The 19,438-nt window shown below is 56.5% G+C and carries 18 protein-coding genes and 2 tRNA genes; 4 read left to right on the top strand and 16 right to left on the bottom strand.

Annotated elements, in window-relative coordinates; genetic code table 11:
• Positions 1-28: 28 nt before the first annotated feature.
• Both fnr and ylqF read right to left on the bottom strand, forming a co-directional pair.
• A complete protein-coding gene (gene fnr / locus Q674_RS30865; RefSeq protein ID WP_011785841.1) occupies positions 29-775 on the bottom strand; it encodes a fumarate/nitrate reduction transcriptional regulator Fnr in 747 nt (248 codons plus the stop codon).
• 267 nt (positions 776-1,042) lie between these two features.
• Positions 1,043-1,963: a ribosome biogenesis GTPase YlqF gene (ylqF, locus tag Q674_RS30860; RefSeq protein ID WP_023008878.1), complete on the bottom strand. Its 921-nt coding sequence runs from the start codon at positions 1,961-1,963 to the stop codon at positions 1,043-1,045.
• 236 nt (positions 1,964-2,199) lie between these two features.
• On the opposite strand from ylqF, the gene Q674_RS30855 reads away from it, so the two are divergent.
• Positions 2,200-2,649, top strand: coding sequence for a Spy/CpxP family protein refolding chaperone (locus Q674_RS30855; protein WP_014420689.1), 450 nt, complete (start codon positions 2,200-2,202; stop codon positions 2,647-2,649).
• A gap of 62 nt (positions 2,650-2,711) precedes the next feature.
• Here the strand turns inward: Q674_RS30855 and Q674_RS30850 are convergent, their stop codons facing one another.
• The 5 genes from Q674_RS30850 to Q674_RS30830 all read right to left on the bottom strand — a co-directional run bounded on the left by Q674_RS30850 (position 2,712) and on the right by Q674_RS30830 (position 10,152).
• Positions 2,712-5,189: an efflux RND transporter permease subunit gene (locus Q674_RS30850; RefSeq protein ID WP_023008876.1), complete on the bottom strand. Its 2,478-nt coding sequence runs from the start codon at positions 5,187-5,189 to the stop codon at positions 2,712-2,714.
• A gap of 48 nt (positions 5,190-5,237) precedes the next feature.
• Entirely contained in the window at positions 5,238-6,458 is a 1,221-nt protein-coding gene (locus Q674_RS30845) for a methyl-accepting chemotaxis protein (RefSeq protein WP_023008875.1), read from the bottom strand.
• A 9-nt stretch (positions 6,459-6,467) separates the two neighbouring features.
• The gene (lipA, locus tag Q674_RS30840) at positions 6,468-7,514 is read right to left on the bottom strand and encodes a lipoyl synthase (protein ID WP_011785836.1); all 1,047 of its coding nucleotides are present in this window, start codon (positions 7,512-7,514) and stop codon (positions 6,468-6,470) included.
• A gap of 130 nt (positions 7,515-7,644) precedes the next feature.
• Positions 7,645-8,922, bottom strand: a complete 1,278-nt coding sequence (locus tag Q674_RS30835) for an O-acetylhomoserine aminocarboxypropyltransferase/cysteine synthase family protein (protein WP_023008874.1) — start codon at positions 8,920-8,922, stop codon at positions 7,645-7,647.
• 117 nt (positions 8,923-9,039) lie between these two features.
• Positions 9,040-10,152 (bottom strand): serine hydrolase domain-containing protein, encoded by a 1,113-nt coding sequence (locus tag Q674_RS30830; RefSeq protein ID WP_022991946.1) that lies wholly within the window; start codon positions 10,150-10,152, stop codon positions 9,040-9,042.
• On the opposite strand from Q674_RS30830, the gene Q674_RS30825 reads away from it, so the two are divergent.
• Entirely contained in the window at positions 10,129-11,055 is a 927-nt protein-coding gene (locus tag Q674_RS30825; protein ID WP_227501212.1) for a substrate-binding periplasmic protein, read from the top strand. The genes Q674_RS30830 and Q674_RS30825 overlap by 24 nt on opposite strands.
• Positions 11,056-11,080: 25 nt before the next feature.
• Here Q674_RS30825 and Q674_RS30820 read toward each other — a convergent pair whose 3' ends face one another.
• Positions 11,081-11,263, bottom strand: coding sequence for a hypothetical protein (locus Q674_RS30820; protein WP_022991944.1), 183 nt, complete (start codon positions 11,261-11,263; stop codon positions 11,081-11,083).
• 74 nt (positions 11,264-11,337) lie between these two features.
• On the opposite strand from Q674_RS30820, the gene Q674_RS30815 reads away from it, so the two are divergent.
• Complete coding sequence (locus tag Q674_RS30815) at positions 11,338-12,240, top strand: hypothetical protein (RefSeq protein ID WP_227501211.1); 903 nt, start codon at positions 11,338-11,340, stop codon at positions 12,238-12,240.
• Between the two features lie 207 nt (positions 12,241-12,447).
• Positions 12,448-14,088 carry a methyl-accepting chemotaxis protein gene (locus tag Q674_RS30810; RefSeq protein WP_022991942.1) on the top strand — a complete coding sequence of 547 codons (1,641 nt, stop codon included), beginning with the start codon at positions 12,448-12,450 and terminating at the stop codon, positions 14,086-14,088.
• 126 nt (positions 14,089-14,214) lie between these two features.
• Here the strand turns inward: Q674_RS30810 and Q674_RS41325 are convergent, their stop codons facing one another.
• From Q674_RS41325 to ispE, 8 genes are all read right to left on the bottom strand, one after another.
• Positions 14,215-14,517, bottom strand: a complete 303-nt coding sequence (locus Q674_RS41325) for an excalibur calcium-binding domain-containing protein (RefSeq protein WP_031210121.1) — start codon at positions 14,515-14,517, stop codon at positions 14,215-14,217.
• Positions 14,518-14,715: 198 nt separating this feature from the next.
• Positions 14,716-14,792 (bottom strand) — tRNA-Met (locus Q674_RS30800).
• 91 nt (positions 14,793-14,883) lie between these two features.
• Positions 14,884-15,975 carry a redox-regulated ATPase YchF gene (gene ychF / locus Q674_RS30795; protein WP_022991940.1) on the bottom strand — a complete coding sequence of 364 codons (1,092 nt, stop codon included), beginning with the start codon at positions 15,973-15,975 and terminating at the stop codon, positions 14,884-14,886.
• Between the two features lie 83 nt (positions 15,976-16,058).
• Entirely contained in the window at positions 16,059-16,649 is a 591-nt protein-coding gene (gene pth / locus Q674_RS30790; RefSeq protein WP_022991939.1) for an aminoacyl-tRNA hydrolase, read from the bottom strand.
• 21 nt (positions 16,650-16,670) lie between these two features.
• Complete coding sequence (locus Q674_RS30785) at positions 16,671-17,309, bottom strand: 50S ribosomal protein L25/general stress protein Ctc (RefSeq protein ID WP_011785829.1); 639 nt, start codon at positions 17,307-17,309, stop codon at positions 16,671-16,673.
• Positions 17,310-17,474: 165 nt separating this feature from the next.
• Positions 17,475-18,425 (bottom strand): ribose-phosphate diphosphokinase, encoded by a 951-nt coding sequence (locus tag Q674_RS30780; RefSeq protein ID WP_011785828.1) that lies wholly within the window; start codon positions 18,423-18,425, stop codon positions 17,475-17,477.
• Positions 18,426-18,477: 52 nt separating this feature from the next.
• Positions 18,478-18,552: transfer RNA gene (locus tag Q674_RS30775), tRNA-Gln, on the bottom strand.
• A gap of 22 nt (positions 18,553-18,574) precedes the next feature.
• Complete coding sequence (ispE, locus tag Q674_RS30770; RefSeq protein ID WP_023008872.1) at positions 18,575-19,438, bottom strand: 4-(cytidine 5'-diphospho)-2-C-methyl-D-erythritol kinase; 864 nt, start codon at positions 19,436-19,438, stop codon at positions 18,575-18,577.

The raw sequence follows: 19,438 nt of genomic DNA, 5'->3' as shown, positions 1-19,438 counted from the left end.
CCGCTCAGGGTGTGTGGCTGGTTGGTGCTTACTGGCCCTGACGGGCGAAATCCCGCGTTACCATCTGCAGCGCTTCCACATCCAGCAGTTCCACTTCCCGCCCGCGAGCGCGGATGATGCCCTGATTCTGGAAGCGGGTGAAAACCCGGCTCACGGTTTCAACTGCCAGGCCCAGGAAGTTGGCAATGTCGTTCCTGGCCATGGGCAGGCTGAAATTGGTAGCCGACATACGACGACGGCGGAAGCGGCTGGAAAGCGAGAGCAAAAGCGCCGCAATGCGCTCTTCGGCGGTATTCTTGCTGAGCAGCATCGCCAGCTGATGGCTGTTCTGAATTTCCTGGCTCATCAGGTGATACATGTGGTGCTGCAGTTCCGGCAGCTTGCCCGTGAGTTCCTCAAGCCTGTCGACCGGGAATTCACATACGCTGGTACGTTCCAGCGCTTTGGCAGTGCAGGCATAGTTCTCGCTGCTCATGCTGTCCAGCCCCACCAGTTCACCAGGCATGAAGAAACCGGTTACCTGTTCTTCACCGCCTTCGGTAATAATGGATGTTTTGATGGAGCCGCTCTTGACCGCAAAGCAGGAGCGAACCGGGGTACTCTGATCGAAAATATGCTCGCCGCGGTTATAGATTTTCCCCTGCTGGACAATATCCTCAAGGCGATCAAGATCGTTCTCTTCAATGGCCAGAGGTAGACACAGGTTGCTCAGGCTGCACTGATGACAGGAGGCCTTGAGAGGGGATACTTGGTGAAGTCGAATTGCCTGGGCCATAGTTGACGAACCATCCGGGTTGATCCATTCAAAACCGCACCGAAGCGTGTGCGGTGCGTCCTCAGCCCCAACAGGTAAGGCTTTTGCCTGCGTTCGGGGCGGACACCCTGGGCGATCCGGATACCTGGGCATGCGGCGGATTCCCATGGGTGCCAATGCTGAAACATCTGGTTTCAGTCACCTTGATTTAAATCAAGTATAGCAAAAAAGGCTAGTCTTATGCCCAAACTTTAGTCTTTGCGGGTTTGGCTTTTACGCCGACTCCGGCTAGCGTTTCTTCTTGCGCTGCTCGTCTTTTCTGGCTTTCTCTTCCGCCTCGGCCTGTTCCCGGGCTTGGGCTTCGACCAGTTCCTGTTCCACCATATCCGGCGTTTCCAGCGAGATCCGGCCCAGCGTCCCGGCCCGGAGTTCGTTCAGCAGCACTTCGGAAACCTTGTGCAGATCCGGTACCCCGCCGCGGCCCAGGAAACGGCGTTTTACGGCGATGGCATCCATCAGTGCCAGCCCATCTACGGGTGTTTCGTCCAGCCCGTAGCGGTTGACGACGAGCTCCGGGTAGTGGGCAATCAGATAATCCGCCTCGAATAGCGCAACATCCTCGAAATCCAGTACAGCACTGCGGATTGCGCCGGTTACTGCCAGGCGATAGCCGCATTGCACTGGCGAAAGCTTGGGCCAGAGGAAGCCAGGGGTATCGTAGAGCAGAACGTTATCCGGCAGTTTGATGGCCTGTTGTGCCCGGGTAACCGCCGGCTCGTTGCCAGTCTTGGCGGCGGGCCGGCCAGCCAGGGTATTGATCAGTGTGGATTTGCCGACGTTCGGGATGCCCAGGATCATCACCCTCAAGGCGCTTTTCTGTCGATCATGCCCGGGCGTCATCTCTTCCGCCAGCTTGAGGATGCCCAGGGCTTCCTGGCGTTGATTGTGTGTGAGCGTGACCGCACGTACACCCCGTTCCCGCTCCAGCCAGGCCAGCCATTGCTCGGTAATGACCGGGTCGGCCAGGTCTCGCTTATTAAGCACCTTGATCAGCGGGGTATCGCCACGCAGCGAAGGCACCAGTGGATTCTCACTACTGAAGGGAATCCGGGCGTCCACCACCTCGATGATGAGGTCCATCTGGGGCATGACTTTCTTGATCTCCTTTCGGGCCTTGTGCATATGCCCGGGAAACCAGTTAATGGCCATGGTGTTTACTCCGCTGATTGATTGAGGGCGCCATTATGCAGGGGAATGACTAAATTTTCACATTCATCAAATCCCGCCAGTGCCGCGCCCTCAGAGCGAATCAAACTGAGAACCTGTACAAATTGAAGGGATATCGGGGTGAAATGAAGCAGGAGAATGCTTTAGGGTGTCACTTCAAACGATTAAAGCCAATCCGTGGTGGCTCCCGACAGGCCGCCTCAATGATGGAGAACAGTATGAAGCTCGCAAAATTCATCGGTTCCGCACTTGTCGCCCTGACTATCTCAGCGCCGGCGATCGCACAGCAGTCGCCGGGTGGTCAGCCGGATCAGGTTGCCCAGCTGGCCCAGATGGTGGGGCTGTCTGAAGAACAGCAAACCGAGATTCGCGGCATCATCGACGACATGCAGGGCGAGATCGGCGAACTGCGTCAGGATGCCCGCTCGCTGCAGGAAGACCTGCAAGAGCAGATCAAGCCGGATTACGACGAGTCTGCCATTCGTGACAATGCCGCCAAACTCGGTGATGTGACCGGTGAAATTGCAGCGCTTTCTGCCCTGATGCAGGCGAAGGTGGATGCGGTGTTCACCCAGGAGCAGCGTGATGAGCTGGATCGCCGCATGAAGCAGATGCAGCAGCAGATGCAACAACAGCGTCAGATGATGCAGCCTCAGGGCCAGCAGTAATCCGCTGAGTCTGTGTGTTTGCGAGAAACCCCGCCGGAGCCTGGCCCCGGCGGGGTTTTTTGTTATGGGGTATTAAACGGGCGAACCAGAATGATCAGCCTGGGCAGCAAGGTGAGTGCACCCAGCAAGGCCATGAACATGGCAAAACCGGTGAACAGGCCAAAGTAAATGGTGGGAATGAAGTTCGACAGCACCAGTATGGAGAAACCGGCAATGATAGTCAGCGAGGTGTAGAACATGGCCTGGCCAATGCTGCGATGACAACGGTGCATGGTGGCCAGGTAGTCGCCGTCTTTGGCGAACTCGGTTTTGAAGCGATGGATGTAGTGGATGGTGTCATCTACCGCAATCCCGACGGTGATGGCCGCCACGGTAATGGTCATCATATCCAGTGGAATGCCCAGCCAGCCCATCAGCCCCAGTACTGAGCCTGCGGCAATCAGGTTGGGAGCCATACCCACCAGCGCCAGCTTCACGGAACGGAACAGGATCAGAAACATGACCAGGATAGCGCCAAACACCACGCCGATGGTTTTGATCTGGGAATCGAACAGGCTCTGGAGCATGTTGTTGTACATCACTGTCATGCCTGAGAGCAGTATGCGATCCCGGTCGTAACCGAGTTCGGTGCTCAGGTGGTGGCGAATGTCATGCAGCAGCTCCTGTCGACGCAGGTCCGGCATGGTTTCCAGTATGCGGATGCTGAATCGCGCCTTGTCCTGCTCCTCAGAAATGTAAGGGGTCAGCAGAATGTCCTGAAGGTCGTCCGGCACGGCGGCGGGCACGAAGGCCAGCTCCAGGGCGTCCAGGGGCTCACCGCCGTTAACCTGGGCCAGCAGGTCGAGTGTGGTCTGTATGGACAGGACTTTGCCGGTCTCCGGCAGGCTTTGCAGGTAATCATGCACCTCACCGAGTTGGCGCATTTTCTGGTAGGTGTACCAGGTATCCCGGTATTCCTCGTCACCGCAGTCTTCTACAAACGGGTCGCAGTCACTGGCGAAAGGATCCGCGTTGGCGTTTTCCGGGGCGGGTTGATCGGTGATGACCACATCCAGCGGCGTGGTGCCCCCCAGCCGGTCGTCTATGGTGACCATACCCTGATGGATTTCGGTGGAGGACTTGAAGTAGTCGATAAAGCTGTTCTCCACCGTCAGCCGGTTCAGGCCAATCACGCAGAGCACGGCGATGACCCCGGAACTGACCAGAACCGTCCCGCTGAAGCGCTCGGTGAAGCGGGCGAAGGCATCGGTGAAGGGCACCTTGTCTGAGCTCACGCGCTGGTCGATCGGGGGTGGCAGCAGGCTCAACAGGGCCGGGAAGATCAAGAAGGTAATGAGAAAAGCCACGCTCAGCCCCAGGGTCATCATCCAGCCAAAATCGATGACCGGCCGGATGCCGCTGAAGGTGAGGGAGCCGAAGGCAACAATGGTGGTGATCGCCATATAGAAGCACGGTCGGATCATGGTCATCAGGGTGTTGCGCAGGATGTTGTTTGGCGCAGCCTCGGGCTCGTCATGCTGGAATTCCCGGTAGCGCACAATCAGGTGGATAGTGAGCGACAGGGTCATGATCAGTAACAGCGAGATAAAGTTGGACGAAATCACCGTCACCGGCCATTGGGCCCAGCCCAGAAATCCGACCATCAGCCAGACGGTAAAACCGCAGCACAACAGTGGTACCACGACCCAACGCCATTGCCGGAAAATAATCGCCAGGGTGAGCAGCAGGAAAGCCAATACCCCGAAGCCGAAAGTGGAGAGATCGTTTTCAATAAACCGTATCATGTCGGCGACAATCATGGGCACGCCGCCCAGATGGATGCTGGCGTGGTCGCGGTATTGCTCCAGTATGGCGCGAACCTGATTGATGGTGGCATCACGCTCTTCACCCAGTTGCTCGGTGTAGCGGATAAATTCGTCGCTTGTCTGCTCAAGTTGCGTCCGTTCGGCCTCGCTGGCCTCGCCCCGATTCACCTTTTCCCGGAGTTCGTTGCGCTGGTTGAGTAAGTCAAAATAGCGGTCCGGGGTTGGCAGGTTGACCTGGATGGCCGTGGTCTTGCCGTCCTCGCTGATGAGCAGGTTGGGGTACATGGGGTTGTCCAGCAACGCCTGTCGGCCGGTCGCCGGAGCCACATCGTGTTCATCCAGCGTTTTGATCTCGCTGTCGACGGTGTCCAGGGTAAGGTCCGGGCTGTGCAGCAGCGGTACATTCAGAATGCTGTTGGTGGAACCGACGGCCTCAAGAGCCTGCAAGTCGTCGCGAAGAGCCCTTAACCGCGACAGGCCTTCGGTGGTGAACAGGGGGTCGTTGGGGGTGTAGGTGACCACCAGGAAATCGTCAGAGGTGGTGAAGGTCTGGTTTACCTGTCGGTACTGCTCCAGCGAACGATCGTTTTCCAGCACCAGGGATTCTGCCGAGGCATCCAGCCGGAACTGATCAAAACGCAGCGCGGTCACTGCCAGTAGCAGGGCAAACAGGGCCAGGACAATCCAGGGGTGGGGCAGGATAAAACGGTCGTAGAAGGCGCCAAGGCGATTCATGGGTTACAACTCTGCAGTCAAAAACGAGTGCAGAGTGTGCCACAAACCTCAGCGAACTGTGACCTTTGCCGAGGCTTCTTCCAGTGAACGGATCAGTTGCTCCAGACGTTGCGTCATATCTGCGCTTTCCGAGAGCTGGACAACCATGTTCCGAGTGGTTTCCCGGATGTCCTGAACATTGGCCAGAACCTGATCGGTATCGGCGGTCTGTTCGGCAGACATATCCGCGATTTCCTGATTGGTCCGGTCGATACGACCGACCACCTCGTTAATGGCTTCCAGGGCCTGGCGCCCCTTCTCGGATTCTTCCACGCATCGCTCGGCGTCGTCTGAGCTGCCTGTCATCTGTTCGACAGCGGTATTCATGGAGGCCAACAGGCGATCCAGGGTGGTCTGGATCTGGTCAGTGGAGTCCTGAACCCGGCGCGCCAGGTTACGGACTTCTTCGGCAACCACCGCAAAGCCCCGGCCCTGTTCGCCCGCGCGGGCGGCTTCTATGGCGGCATTGAGGGCCAGCAGGTTGGTTTGCTCGGCAATGCCCTTGATTTCGGTAATGGTCTGGCCAATCTCATGGCTGTTTTCGGCCAGTGACTGTACGCTGCCAGCAGACTGGCGAACCACACTCGCCAGCCTGCGAATGCTGTCGGCGCTCTGGCTGACCCGTTGGCTGCCATTTACCGCAGTTTCCCGGGCTTCTGTTGACAGGGTTTTGGCAATGCCTGCCTGTTCGGCAATGCCGACAAAGCTTTGCAGCATGGCCTCAACGGATTCGGCTGAGCGGTTGGCGCCTTCCTGTTGCCGCGTGAGGCTGTCCCTGCGTGCGGCGGCCCGCTGGGTGAGAGATTCGACCTCCTGGTGCAGGTGCTCGGTGGCCGTTTTCATGCTGCGAACGACATCAGATGTACGATCCTGCATCGCATTGAAGGCAGCGGCCATTTCGCCAATTTCATCCCGGGAGTCGACGTCGGCCCGACGGCTCAGGTCGCCGCTGGTCTGCACCGCAACCATGGTGTCCTTGAGCCGGTTAACATGGCGTTCGATAAAGGAAATCAGCAGTTGGGAACCGGCCATCTCCAGCGCCACGAGCACCGCCACGATCAGTGCAAAGCCCGGCGCGGTGTCTGCAAATACCTGGCTGAAGCTGGATTCGGTCTGGCCCGCGATCACCTGCATGGCATAAAGCACCAGCAGACACAGCACCGCAAACACGAGAATATTCAGCAACCAGAATTTGTACTTCAGCCGGATATTTCGCAACAGGGTCAGCATTGGCGGCTCTCAGTCAACGGCCTTGACCGGAATCTGCATCGCCTTGTCGGGCACGGGAACCTCCGGCACGCTCAGGCCCAGATTGTTCTTGTCGAATACCCGGTCGGCCCGGTAGCTGGAGCGAACCATGGGACCGGACGGCACTTCCATGAAACCTTTTTCCAGACCAATGTCGCGGTAACGGTTGAATTCTTCCGGGGTGACGTAGCGCTCCACCGGCAGGTGGTTCGGCGTGGGGCGCAGGTACTGGCCCAGGGTGAGAATATCCACACCAATGGCGCGCAGATCGTCCATGGTTTCAAGGATTTCCTCTTCGGTTTCACCCAGACCCAGCATCAGGCTGGTTTTGGTGAGCACATCTGGCCGATGTTTCTTGGCGTGGGCCAGTACGCTCAGGGTTTTTTCGTAACCGGCACGGGGGTCTCGCACACGACTGGTCAGGCGCTTGACGGTTTCCACGTTCTGGGCGAAAACGTCCAGTCCGGAATCCACCACTTTTTCCACGTCGCTCATTACTGCATCAAAGTCCGGGGTCAGGGCTTCTACCGCCACCTCCGGGGTACGCTGTTTGATGGCCGAGACACAGGCCGCGTAGTGCGCGGCGCCGCCGTCGGGCAAGTCGTCACGGTCTACCGACGTCAGCACGATGTAGCGCAGGCCCATCAGTTCCACAGACTTGGCGGTGTTTTCAGGCTCTTCCGGGTCAAGCCAGCCTTTCGGGTTGCCGGTGTCGACTGCGCAGAATTTGCAGGCCCGGGTGCACACAGAGCCCATCACCATGATGGTGGCGGTGCCGTTGGTCCAGCATTCGCCAATGTTGGGGCAATGTGATTCCTGGCAGACGGTGCTCAGGCGGTGCTCGGTCACGTTCCGGCGCACGGCATCGTAGCGCTCGCCGCCCGGCATGCGCGCCCTCAGCCATTTCGGCTTGCGCTCCAGAGATTTGCCTTCCGTGTTTGATGATGAACGCTTGACGCCGTCCTTGATGGCGGAGAAGCCGTGTTCGTTACGGAATTTGGAACCACTGGTAATGCGGGGCTTTGCGCTTTCGCTCATTGGCCAGGAACTCTCGGATAAGGGTGTGGTGAACCTTTAAGAGTAATCGGCAGGCAGGGCAGTTACAAGGCAGGTAGGGGCAATCACGGGGTTACCGGGCACGACTTTGGTCGTACCCGGTTGAGGGATATCAAGCCTGGGATTTTTCCAGGGCCTGAGTGATATCGGCGATGATATCGTCGGCATCTTCAATGCCGATCGACAGCCGTACAAGGTCTTCGCTGACCCCCGCACTTTTCAGCTCGTCAGCATTGAGCTGGCGGTGGGTAGTGGTGGCCGGATGGCAAGCCAGGGACTTGGCATCGCCAATGTTCACCAGTCTCAGGATCAGATCCAGGGCATCGATGAATTTGGCGCCGGCTTCGCGGCCACCTTTAATGCCGAAACTGAGAATGCCGGAGGCCTTGCCGTCACAGATCTTGTCGCAGGTGGCCTTATAGGGGCTGTTCGCGAGGCCGGCGTAGTTGACCCATTCCACGGCGGGATGATCCTGCAGGAACTGGGCAACCTTCTGGGCGTTGTCGCAGTGGCGTTCCATGCGCAGGGCCAGGGTTTCCAGCCCCTGCATGATCAGGAACGAATTGAACGGCGACAGGGCGGAGCCGGTGTTGCGAAGCGGTACCACCCGACAGCGGCCGATAAAAGCGGCTTCGCCCAGGGCTTCGGTGTAAACCACGCCGTGGTAGGAGGGGTCGGGCTGGTTCATCATCGGGAACTTGTCGGCGCTGGCTTTCCAGTCGAACTTGCCGGAGTCCACCACAATCCCCGCCACCGTGGTGCCGTGGCCGCCGATGTACTTGGTCAGGGAGTGAATCACGATATCCGCGCCATGCTCGAACGGGCGGCACAGAAACGGCGTGGCGACAGTGTTATCGACAATCAGCGGAATGCCGTGCTTGTGGGCAATCTCGGCCCACTTCTGGATATCCACCACATTACCGGCCGGGTTGCCGATAGATTCACAGAACAGCGCCCGGGTCTGGTCATCGATGGCGTTCTCTACCGCCGCAAAATCATCGTGGGGCACCATCTTGCATTCGATGCCCTGGTTCGGCAGCGAGTGGGCAAACAGGTTGTAGGTGCCGCCGTACAGCTGGCTGGTGCTGACGATGTTGTTGCCCACCTTGCAGATGGTTTGCAGGGCATAGGTAATGGCCGCCATGCCGGACGCTACTGCCAGTGCGCCAATACCACCTTCCAGCGCTGCCATACGCTCTTCCAGAACCGCGTTGGTGGGGTTCATGATGCGGGTATAGATGTTGCCCTGTACCTTCAGGTCAAACAGGTCGGCACCATGCTGGGTGTCGTCGAAGGTGTAAGACGTGGTCTGGTAAATGGGCGTGGTGGCGGCCTTGGTGGTCGGGTCGCTCTTGAAGCCGGCGTGCAACGCGAGAGTAGCTGGTTTCATCACAACATTCCTTGCTGGTGGATTGTTCGTTATTGGTTTAAGGAGCCGAGTATGCCACAGGCATTCGGGCTTCGGCACAGTTCCAGCGGTTATACCGATATAAGGTGGAACGCGGAGTCAGTCCAGGACACCGTATACCAGAGCTCTGAGCTCTTGTCGGATGGGATAGGACGAAGACGGCATCAGCTGGGTCATAAAAATCACCACCAGATCTTCCACCGGGTCGATAAAGAAGCTGGTGCTAGCCAGGCCGCCCCAGCCGAATTCTCCCGGCGAACCAATCGTGGCGGATTTGGCGATATCGGTTTTGACCGAGAACCCTAATCCGAAGCCGCTGCCGGCATAAGGTGTTTCAGTGAAGCCGCCAATAGACAGGGCAGGGAGATCCTGGCCGCCCGGCAGGTGGTTCAGGCGCATAAACTCCAGGGTTTTGCGGCCGATGATGCGCTGGCCCTGATATTCGCCACCCTGGCACAGGGCCTGGGCGAAGCGGAAATAATCATCTATGGTGGAGACCAGCCCGCCGCCACCCGACAGGAATTTTGGTTCCTTCAGATAGCGCGACCGCTCCGGATCATCCTGGAGTTTCATGGTATTACCGGATTGATACAGATAGCAGGCGGCAAAGCGTTCCTGTTGGTCTGGTCGCACATGAAATCCGGTATCGGTCATGCCCAGGGGGCCAAAGATGTGCTCCTGAAAGTAGCTGTCCAGAGACTGGCCGGAGAGCAGCTCAACCAGGTAGCCCAGGACATCGGTGGACACAGAATAGTTCCACGCGGTACCGGGAGAGAACTCCAGCGGTAACTCGGCCAGCCGGTCGACCAGCTTGTCCAGAGTCAGAATGGTGCTGCCATCCAGTTTCAGCTTGCGGTAGGCGGCATCCACCTCGGTTCGCTCGGTGAAGCCATAGGTCAGCCCGGAGGTGTGGGTCATCAGATCCCGGATGGTCATGACTGAGGCCGCGGGTTCGGTCTCGAAATCCGGATAACGGCCTCCCTTGTAGACGCGTAGATTGCGCCAGCCTGGAATGTATTTGTGGACCGGGTCGTTAAGCAGGAACTTGCCCTGCTCGTACAACTGCATCATGGCAATACTGGTGACGGGTTTGGTCATGGAGTACACGCGGAACAGGGTGTCCCGGTTCATCGGTAAGTTTCTCTCCACATCCCGCAGGCCCTGGGCGTGACACCACAGAATCTCGCCATGCCGGGCTACCAGGGTAACCATTCCAGGAAGCTTCCCCGGCTGAAGGTAATGGGTGTCAAAGAAAGAAGCGATTGGTTCGAATTTTCCGGTATTCCGTTTTGGCATAGTCACTGTGCACAGGTATTGAAGAGGTTAGTTCCATCAGCGTGTTGCCAGCAGACTGGGCATTTCTGTACTACCCTGAAACCACCGTTCGAGTTGCACGGGCAGGGAGCAGCTGACATGGGCAGGATACCGCACTGGCTTGCGCCGGTTTTAATCTACTTTCTCACTATACCTTCATTATCGGGTGCCGTAACTGACAAGACCGTCTATCCCGTTGGTGTTTTTGAGGGGATCCCGCGGGAAATTGGCGTTGAGAACGGCTCGCTGGTTGGCCGCTTTGCCGACATTTACCGCTGCGTCTTTGATCGGGTCGAAGGAAACTTCCAGTTTATCGAGATGCCGCTGGCGAGAATTCTTTTTCAGTTGGAGAAGGGAGAATTGGCGATTGGGTTGCCTCTTGTGCAAACGGCAGACCGCGACCAATATGCCGATTTTGGTGGCAGGCTGTTCCAGACCGAGTACGTGTATCTGTTTTTGGAGCAATATCCGCCTTTGCGCCAGGTGTCCGGCCTGCGTTATGCCTTTGTGCGTCGGTTCATAGGCAACCAGTTTCTTCAGGGAGACAACGCCAGTGCGGTCATCGTGGCTGAATGGAAGCAGGCCGTTGATATGGTGAAGCTTGGCCGCGCTGATGTCGTGGTTTTACCGGCGGTTCTTATCGACCATTTGATGGCGGGGTATGAAAAGCCATTCTACGTACGAACCGCGGCGTGGGTAGATCTTTCGTTGTATGTGTCACACCGCTTCGGTGCGGGGCGATTGGCACCGGAATTCCGCAAAGCTGTTCGTGATTGCGAATCCTATGATGACCGCGAGTAATGGCTGACCTGGATTCGAGTATCCGTTACGGGCCTTTCTTGCGCTGCGTCAGATAGCTCCGGATTTCACCGTAAAAGAAGAGGGACAGGGCGCCCCAGAACACTCCGATAGACAGCAATGCAGCTTTGACGGTTGCTGCGGCAAAGGCGAGCACCACAGGGACGAAAACGACGGCCAGCCACACCACCATCTGCGACTTGAGTTGCATGGCATCAGCGCCTTGATGAAAACAAAGCTGAATGATAACGGTTTTCGTCGCGGCGGAATGTCAAAGGTTGTTTAATGGCACCGCTTTATCCGCTTATCCTTTTTTTGTGGAGCAATCGTTCAAAAAGAAGTACTGTATTCGGTAGCGGCATAAACTGTTTACCGGTGGCCTATCCCTTGATACCAGACTCTCTGTACCGTTTTCTCTTCTATGTCCTGCTGTTGATTCCTGGTGCAGTGAAGTCAGACACGTTCCCACTGGCTCCCCTCATCGTCATGGCGCCCGACATACCCGGGATGTCGGAGCCAGGAGAAAGTGGCCGAGATGTAGAATTGGTGAATGCTGTGCTGGAGGCCTGCGGCTGGGAAGCCGAATTTGTCTACCAGCCCTTCGGTCGCCACATCCGCACTTTTCGCGACCTGAGTGCCGCCGATGCCGTTATGACGGTCCCGCTATCTTTGGACATACCGGGGTTCTCCACGTCCGCTTATATCTGGTACCACAACGGCGCTTTCTATAACGCGTCGGTGGCTGGTCCCATAACGACAATTGATGATCTGGCAGGGTTAAGAGCGGTTACGTTTCAGAATGGCATCGACATACTCAGGCTTTCTGATCGCGTGGATGAGTTTGAGCTGTTGCTGGAGGTGACTGACCAGACGATCCACGCCCGGATGCAGTTAATGGGCCGCGTTGATGTCATTCTTGCCGACGGTCTTGTGGTGGCTACTCTGGACAGGCGGATCCGTTCAGACCGTCGTTTTGGGGAGAGTTGGCCAAAAGAGCTGGACGATTTTGTATTCTATCCGGTTTTCAATCCTACTCCTTACAAAGTGGTTTTCCGAAGTGAGGAGGTTGCCACTCAGTTTGACGAATGCTTTGATCGCCTCAGTGCGAAAGGCCGGATAGTTGAAATCAACAGCAAGCACATTGATCAATATCAGGAGCTGTTGCTGCACCGGTATCTGGGGCTCTAGCCAGTTCGCATCACGGTATCGTTGGGAATCTTCCAGTGTGGCGCCAGTATTATGTCGAAAAGTGCAGAGCTTCGCCTATTCGACTTTGGTGAGCTTGGGTATCAAATAAATAAATTACAAACAGTTAATCCGAATGTAATGAACTAGTGTATGATTTCAGTACTGGAAATTCATTGCGAAAGGGAGGTCGGCGCATAGGATAGAATAATGAACCTCCTTAGTACTTTGTCACTCAAGTTGCGATTGGTTTTCTTGGTATCCATTCCGCTGGCCGCTATCGCAGGCCTTTCCATATACGCTCTCGTGGTGTTTGCTGACATTAATCGTGGCGTTTCAAGTATCTACAATGATCGAGTTGTACCGCTCAAGGATCTCAAGCTTATCTCCGATGATTATGCTGTTCTCGTCGTTGATGCAATCAACAAGGCAAATGCAGGACAGATATCACCTCGTGAGGCGCTCCGTCAGATTGAAGAGGCTGAGTCCAGCATCGAAACCAATTGGGAGCGATACACGCAGACGTCCCTTACTCCGCGTGAAAAAGAGCTGGTTAGGGAGGCGGATTCGCTTTTTGACGGAGCGAGCCGGGGGATCCAAGAAGCAAAGGCGGTCCTTCGTAGCGCTCCTTCCAATGCTCAAGGCCAATTGAATCGAATTGACGGTCCCCTCTACGAGCTTATTGACCCTGTGACTCAGAAAATTGGCGAACTCATCGAGCTACAACTCGATGTTGCGGCTCAGGAACGACAATCGGTTGGGGAACTCTACGCTCAGAGTCAGGTGCTCTATCCATCGACCGCTGTCGTTGCGGCTGTGCTTTCAATTGGTGCAAGCATTTTGATCATCTTGTCGGTCACTGGTCCCATCAATGCGATGAGAAACCTGATGCGATCCGTTGCAGAACAATCAGATCTCTCCCAGCGTCTCCACGTTGACGGCAAAGACGAACTTGCCCAACTGGGGCACTCTCTGAATCACATGTTAAATGAGTTCGACCAGGTCATCAGTCGCCTCTCCGCCGTGTCTGACGAGGTGGCGACGGCGTCAGAAGAGCTTTCTTCAATAAACTCAAGTGTTGAGCGAAATATTGAATCCCAGTCTGATCAGACTGACCAGGTCGCAACAGCGATGAATCAGATGAGCGCGGCTTCCAATGACGTGGCCAGGAGCGCAGAAGAAGCCCAATCTGCTGCGCGGTCAGCCAAAGAGCAAGGCGTGGAAGGTCGCGTGCGTGGTGAAAAAGGGCGAGAAGCACTGCATCGGCTTTCTGAGGATATCCGGCGAGTCGCGAAACAGATCAGCTCCCTGGAGAACAGGAGTTTGGAAATACAGAAGGTCACGGAGGTCATCAATGACATTGCTGATCAGACGAATCTTTTGGCACTGAACGCGGCAATTGAAGCAGCAAGAGCTGGAGAGCATGGACGTGGTTTCTCTGTTGTAGCTGATGAAGTCCGCTCCCTTGCTAAACGCACGCAGACATCAACGGCGGAAATTGCCGATGTGATTAAAGGCCTGACTGAGGAAAGCAAAGCAACCGTTGCGGTAATGCAGTCCGGGCTAGAGCAAGTGGAAGAAAACCGCATGTTGATCGACGATGTGGCCGAAACTCTGAATTCGATCGGGGACGCCATTGATCACATTGTTCAAATGGGCGAACAGATCGCGAGTGCAGCGGAAGAACAGTCAGTTGCTGCGGAGCAAGTGAGTGGAAATCTTACTCATATTGTCGATCTCTCCAGTCAGAACCTCGACGGTGCCAAGCAATCATCAGAAGCCAGTCACGAGTTGGCGCGATTGGCGGCAGAAATGAAAGATAGAGTCTCATCTTTCAAAACAAGCGCATAGGCAATGGGGGCAAGCCTCAGGAAGCCTGGGGCTGCTTTTAAACCGCACTTTTGTATTCGCCATCGGATTACCTGGCGTCAGGCGGTGCGGTCGTCACTCGTTGTGAAAAGCGGAGCCCTGTAGTTGTTAGAATCGGGAGTCGTTTTCACATGGGATGCCGTCATTGTCGCCGTCCATCTTCGTATTTGGGCAATACCGATTGAAGTACTCCGCCTCCGCGCGGGATGTCATTTCGCTGCAATATTCCCGACCGTTGCAGGTGAAGCGCATAGCATTGGTTGCCTCACGAGTCATTGCTTCCGGCGTTTGGTACTGGATGAAGTTTTGGGTCTCAGAATTTGACCACTCTACAACGGGAGTTGGTGCGTACTGCTGGTAGATCTTCCATCCAGTAAAGGCGATGGCTACGAGGATGATGAGCTTCTTCAAAGCGATATTCCTATTAAGCGCATAGACAAAGCCGGCCCTGGGCCGCTCACATTGATTGGCCATCGTCTTGGCAGGAGCTTTTTTGTTTTGATGAAGGGATCTTATCAGCTAGAGGAGGGCGGTTTGTCTACGGTGTAGTCAACTTGTAGTCAACCCATAAAAAAAGGGCTACAGCGTGAGCTGTAACCCTTTGAATTCTGGTAGCAAGGGGCGGAGTCGAACCGCCGACCCCAGCATTATGAGTGCTGTGCTCTAACCAACTGAGCTACCTTGCCATTTCGCTTCGGGACACGCCCCAAACGAGGCGCGTATTTTCGGTATTTGGGCTCATCCTGTCAAGGCTTTACGGCCAAAAAATACCGAAAATTACACGTTGAACCGGAAGTGAATAACATCGCCGTCTTTGACGATGTAATCCTTGCCCTCCAGGCGCCATTTGCCGGCATCTTTGGCGCCGGCTTCGCCGTTGTACTGTACGAAATCGTCGTAGCTCACCACCTCAGCCCGGATGAAGCCGCGTTCGAAGTCGGTGTGGATAACGCCAGCCGCCTGAGGGGCTGTGGCGCCGATTCTGACGGTCCAGGCACGCACTTCCTTCACGCCGGCGGTAAAATACGTTTGCAGGCCAAGCAGGCCGTAACCTGCGCGGATCACACGGTCCAGCCCAGGTTCTTCCATGCCCATTTCGTCCAGGAACATGGATTTCTCTTCGTCTTCCAGTTCAGAGATCTCGGCTTCCAGCTTGTTGCAGATGGGTACCACGACTGCGTTTTCAGAAGCGGCAATCTCACGCACCTTGTCCAGGTGGGGATTGTTCTCGAAGCCGTCTTCGTTCACGTTGGCGATGTACATGGTGGGTTTGACGGTAAGCAGGCAAAGCTCGCGAATCAGTGCCATCTGGTCTTTGTCCAGGCCCATGCTGCGCACTGGCTTGCCTTCGTTCAGTACCGGCAACAGTTTTTCAAACATTTCCAGTTGGGCCTTGGCGTCTTTGTCGCCACTCTTGGCGACGCGCTGGACGCGTTTGATGGCTTTCTCTACGGTGTCGAGATCGGCCAGGGCCAGCTCGGTGTTGATCACTTCGATGTCGGAAGCGGGATCTACCTTGTTGGCCACGTGGATGACGTTTCCGTCTTCAAAGCAGCGCACCACGTGAGCAATGGCATCGGTCTGGCGGATGTTGGCCAGGAACTGGTTGCCCAGGCCTTCGCCCTTGGAGGCGCCGGCGACCAGGCCGGCGATGTCGACGAACTCCATGGTGGTGGGCACCACCCGTTCCGGCTTGACGATCTCCGCCAGTTTGGTGAGGCGCGGGTCGGGCATGGCCACCACGCCGGCGTTCGGCTCGATGGTGCAGAACGGGAAGTTTTCCGCGCCGATGCCGGCTTTGGTCAGTGCGTTGAACAGGGTGGATTTGCCGACGTTGGGAAGGCCGACGATGCCGCAGTTAAATCCCATGGAATGCCTCTGCTGGAACTGAAAAATTTGGGCGGATTATACCGGTGTATCGGTAAGGGTGCGAGTAAGGGGATGTGCCTTGCTCAGGGCGTTGGTTTGAAGCTGTGCAAACGGTTCATGGCGGCAGCCAGTTTGCCGTTGGCGGCATCCGGTAATACCCGCATGACTTCGTCAAACACGGCGGTCAATTGTTCGGTTTCCTGTTTGCCGAGTCGGCCCAGTACAAAACCGGTGACTTTGCGGCTGTCGCCGGGGTGGCCTATGCCAAGGCGCAGGCGCTGGAAATCGTTGGTGCCCAGATGGGCGATGGTGTCGCGCAGCCCGTTGTGGCCGCCGTGGCCGCCGCCTTTCTTGAGTTTGGCCGTGCCGGGAGGCAGGTCAAGCTCGTCGTGGGCAACCAGAATCTGTTCAGGGGAGATCTTGAAGAAGTCCGCCAGGGCCTTGATGGCAGTGCCGCTGCGGTTCATAAAGGTGCTGGGGGTCAGTAAGTGCAGGTCCAGGCCCTGCCACTGAATGCGGGCGTATAGCCCGTGGTACTTCTTTTCGGGACGGAGCGTCTGACCCGCTTCGCGGGCCAGCGCTTCGACGAACAGGGCGCCGGCGTTGTGGCGGGTATTCTCGTAGTCGGAACCGGGATTTCCCAGTCCAACCACCATGACAATATCCTGTGCCATTCGCCGTTGCCCCCGGAGTTATTACTCCTCGCCGCCTTCTTCGCCTTCCTCGCCTTCAGCGTCGTCCGCCTTGGCGCCTTTCGGCTTGTGGATAGAGGCAACTGGCAGGTCGTGGTCTTCGCCCTGCTGCAGAGCGGCAACTTTAACGCCTTTCGGCAGTTTCAGGTCGCTCAGGTGAACTACCTGGTCCATCTCGACTTCGTTCAGGTCGACTTCGATGAACTCGGGCAGGTTCTGCGGCAGACAGATCACTTCAACTTCGGTCATGGTGTGGGAAACAATGCCGCCCTGGAGTTTCACGGCCGGAGCTGTGTCTTCGTTGATGAAGTGCAGCGGTACGTTAACGTGAATCTCGTGGTCCTTGTCAACGCGCAGGAAGTCGGCGTGAGTCAGGATGGGCTTGTACGGATGACGCTGCAGATCCTTCAGGATCACGCTCTCTTTTTTGCCCTGAATGTCGACGGTCAGGATGTGAGAGAAGAAGGCTTCGTTTTCGATGGCCTTTTTCAGCTCATTGTGCCAGATGGCGACCGGAGTTGCGTCTTTGCCGCCACCGTAGATGATGGCCGGAATCTTACGCTCTTCGCGACGCAGGCGGCGGCTCGCACCTTTCCCCTGATCGTCACGAGGAAATGCTTCAATAACAAAATCCTGAGACATGGTAATTACCTCGTTGGTCATCTGAGCGGCCCGCGACCAGGCTCTGAACAGATGAGCATTTCAAAAAGACCGGAGTTTTCCGATCGACTAAAAGAGTCGGGAGCCCTGTTGGACTCCCGACCCGGAAACTGCCTTTAAGTCTGAGGGTTACAGCGATAAGGCTGTTCAGACGTTCTCGAACATGGCACTGATGGACTCTTCGTTGCTCACGCGGCGAATGGATTCGGCGAGCAGCCCAGCCATGCTGAGGGGGCGGATTCTATCACAATTTTTGGCTTTGTCACCCAGCGGGATGGTGTCGCACACCACCAGTTCGTCCAGCTCCGAGTTGTTGATGTTCTCGATGGCCGGGCCGGAAAGTACCGGGTGAGTAATGTAGGCAACCACGCGGGAGGCGCCGTGCTCTTTGAGCGCGTTGGCTGCTTTGCACAGTGTGCCGGCGGTGTCGACGATGTCATCCACCAGGATGCAGGTCTTGTCGCGGACGTCACCGATGATGTGCATTACCTGGGAAACGTTGGCCTTGGGGCGACGCTTGTCGATAATGGCCAGGTCTGCATCATCCAGGCGCTTGGCAACAGCGCGGGCGCGGACAACGCCGCCTACGTCCGGAGATACGACGACAAAGTTCTCGAACCGCTGTTTTTCAATGTCTTCAAGCAGTACGGGGGTGGCGTAGATGTTGTCCACCGGGATATCGAAGAAGCCCTGAATCTGGTCGGCGTGCAGGTCTACGGTCAGCACACGATCCACGCCAATGCTGGAGATCATGTCGGCGACCACTTTGGCGCTGATGGCTACCCGGGTAGAGCGAACGCGACGATCCTGACGGGCATAGCCGTAGTAAGGAATAACGGCGGTGATTCGTGTGGCGGATGCACGACGCAGGGCGTCAGCCATCACGATCAGTTCCATCAGGTTGTCGTTGGTGGGGTAGCAGGTGGGCTGGATAATGAAAACGTCGTGACCACGAACATTCTCATTGATTTCAACGGTGGTCTCGCCATCGCTGAAGCGGCCTACAGTGGCCTGGCCCATGGGAATATGGAGTTTTCTGGCAATATCACGCGCAAGTTCGGGGTTGGCATTGCCAGCGAAAATCATCAATTTGGACACGACAGCATCCTTCTCAGTATCGGCGTTTGATTCAGAAGAAGCGGGAGAAAGGTGGCTGGGGTGGCAGGATTCGAACCTGCGCATGACGGGATCAAAACCCGTTGCCTTACCACTTGGCGACACCCCAATATCATCGTGCTTTTTTGGCATCATTTCAGCTCTGTCAGCTTTTTGTGCAGAGGTGACTGGTTCACCCCTTTAGCTACGAACCCCGTGATGCCGGAGGGTTTGCTTTCCCAGATAATCCGGGCTGCGGATTCTGTCGGGAAACGTCCAAAAATGCAAGCCCCGGTTCCGGTTAATCTTGCAGGTCCGAATTGTGAAAGCCACTCCAGGCTCTGGTTAACCTCAGGATACAGTTTTCGAACTACATCCTCACAGTCGTTTCGGTACCTCGAGGCGTCTCCCTCAAAAGCGGGGCGTATTTTGATTTTTGGTGTGTCCCTTGTCAACCCTTCGGCTGAAAAAATCTTTCCGGTGCTGATGTTGCACTCGGGTTTGAGCACCACAAACCAGTCTTCCGGCGGGTTTGTGGGGGTCAGTTTTTCGCCGACACCCTCGCCAAAGGCTGCATGGCCACGCACAAATACTGGCACATCGGCGCCCAGGCGCAGGCCGATTTCTGCAAGCTGGTCTTCGCCCAGATTCAGTCCCCAGAGGCGGTTCATTGCAAGCAGGGTGGTTGCGGCGTTGGAGCTGCCGCCACCCAGGCCGCCGCCCATGGGCAAGCGCTTGTGGATGTGAATGGTAACGCCGGGGAGCGTGTTCTCGGTGGTTGCGGCCAGGGCTTTGGCTGCCCTGATCACCAGGTTGTCACTGTCCGGAACACCTGGTACGGGTTCTGCCAGTCGTATGCCGGGCTGCTCCGGAGTCAGTGTGAACGTGAGTTCGTCGCCATAGTCCAGAAACTGGAACAGGGTCTGGAGCTCGTGGTATCCGTCCAGGCGCCGGCCAACGATATGCAGGAACAGGTTGAGTTTGGCGGGTGAGGGCAGGGTAATCCAGGTTAACAA

The organism is Marinobacter sp. EVN1 (assembly GCF_000475375.1).
Classification (GTDB): domain Bacteria; phylum Pseudomonadota; class Gammaproteobacteria; order Pseudomonadales; family Oleiphilaceae; genus Marinobacter; species Marinobacter nauticus.
Note: the sequence above shows the minus strand (reverse complement) of the source record. Positions and strands in the feature narration are given on the sequence as shown.

Coding starts and splice junctions, on each gene's coding strand:
- fnr (WP_011785841.1), bottom strand. CDS start 775: ATGGCCCAGGCAATTCGACTTCACCAAGTATCCCCTCTCAAGGCCTCC.
- Q674_RS30830 (WP_022991946.1), bottom strand. CDS start 10,152: ATGGTTACCCTGGTAGCCCGGCATGGCGAGATTCTGTGGTGTCACGCC.
- Q674_RS30810 (WP_022991942.1), top strand. CDS start 12,448: ATGAACCTCCTTAGTACTTTGTCACTCAAGTTGCGATTGGTTTTCTTG.
- Q674_RS30785 (WP_011785829.1), bottom strand. CDS start 17,309: ATGTCTCAGGATTTTGTTATTGAAGCATTTCCTCGTGACGATCAGGGG.
- Q674_RS30845 (WP_023008875.1), bottom strand. CDS start 6,458: ATGCTGACCCTGTTGCGAAATATCCGGCTGAAGTACAAATTCTGGTTG.
- Q674_RS30825 (WP_227501212.1), top strand. CDS start 10,129: ATGCCGGGCTACCAGGGTAACCATTCCAGGAAGCTTCCCCGGCTGAAG.
- ychF (WP_022991940.1), bottom strand. CDS start 15,975: ATGGGATTTAACTGCGGCATCGTCGGCCTTCCCAACGTCGGCAAATCC.
- Q674_RS30855 (WP_014420689.1), top strand. CDS start 2,200: ATGAAGCTCGCAAAATTCATCGGTTCCGCACTTGTCGCCCTGACTATC.
- lipA (WP_011785836.1), bottom strand. CDS start 7,514: ATGAGCGAAAGCGCAAAGCCCCGCATTACCAGTGGTTCCAAATTCCGT.
- Q674_RS30850 (WP_023008876.1), bottom strand. CDS start 5,189: ATGAATCGCCTTGGCGCCTTCTACGACCGTTTTATCCTGCCCCACCCC.
- Q674_RS30835 (WP_023008874.1), bottom strand. CDS start 8,922: ATGAAACCAGCTACTCTCGCGTTGCACGCCGGCTTCAAGAGCGACCCG.
- pth (WP_022991939.1), bottom strand. CDS start 16,649: ATGGCACAGGATATTGTCATGGTGGTTGGACTGGGAAATCCCGGTTCC.
- ylqF (WP_023008878.1), bottom strand. CDS start 1,963: ATGGCCATTAACTGGTTTCCCGGGCATATGCACAAGGCCCGAAAGGAG.
- Q674_RS30815 (WP_227501211.1), top strand. CDS start 11,338: ATGGCACCGCTTTATCCGCTTATCCTTTTTTTGTGGAGCAATCGTTCA.
- Q674_RS30820 (WP_022991944.1), bottom strand. CDS start 11,263: ATGCAACTCAAGTCGCAGATGGTGGTGTGGCTGGCCGTCGTTTTCGTC.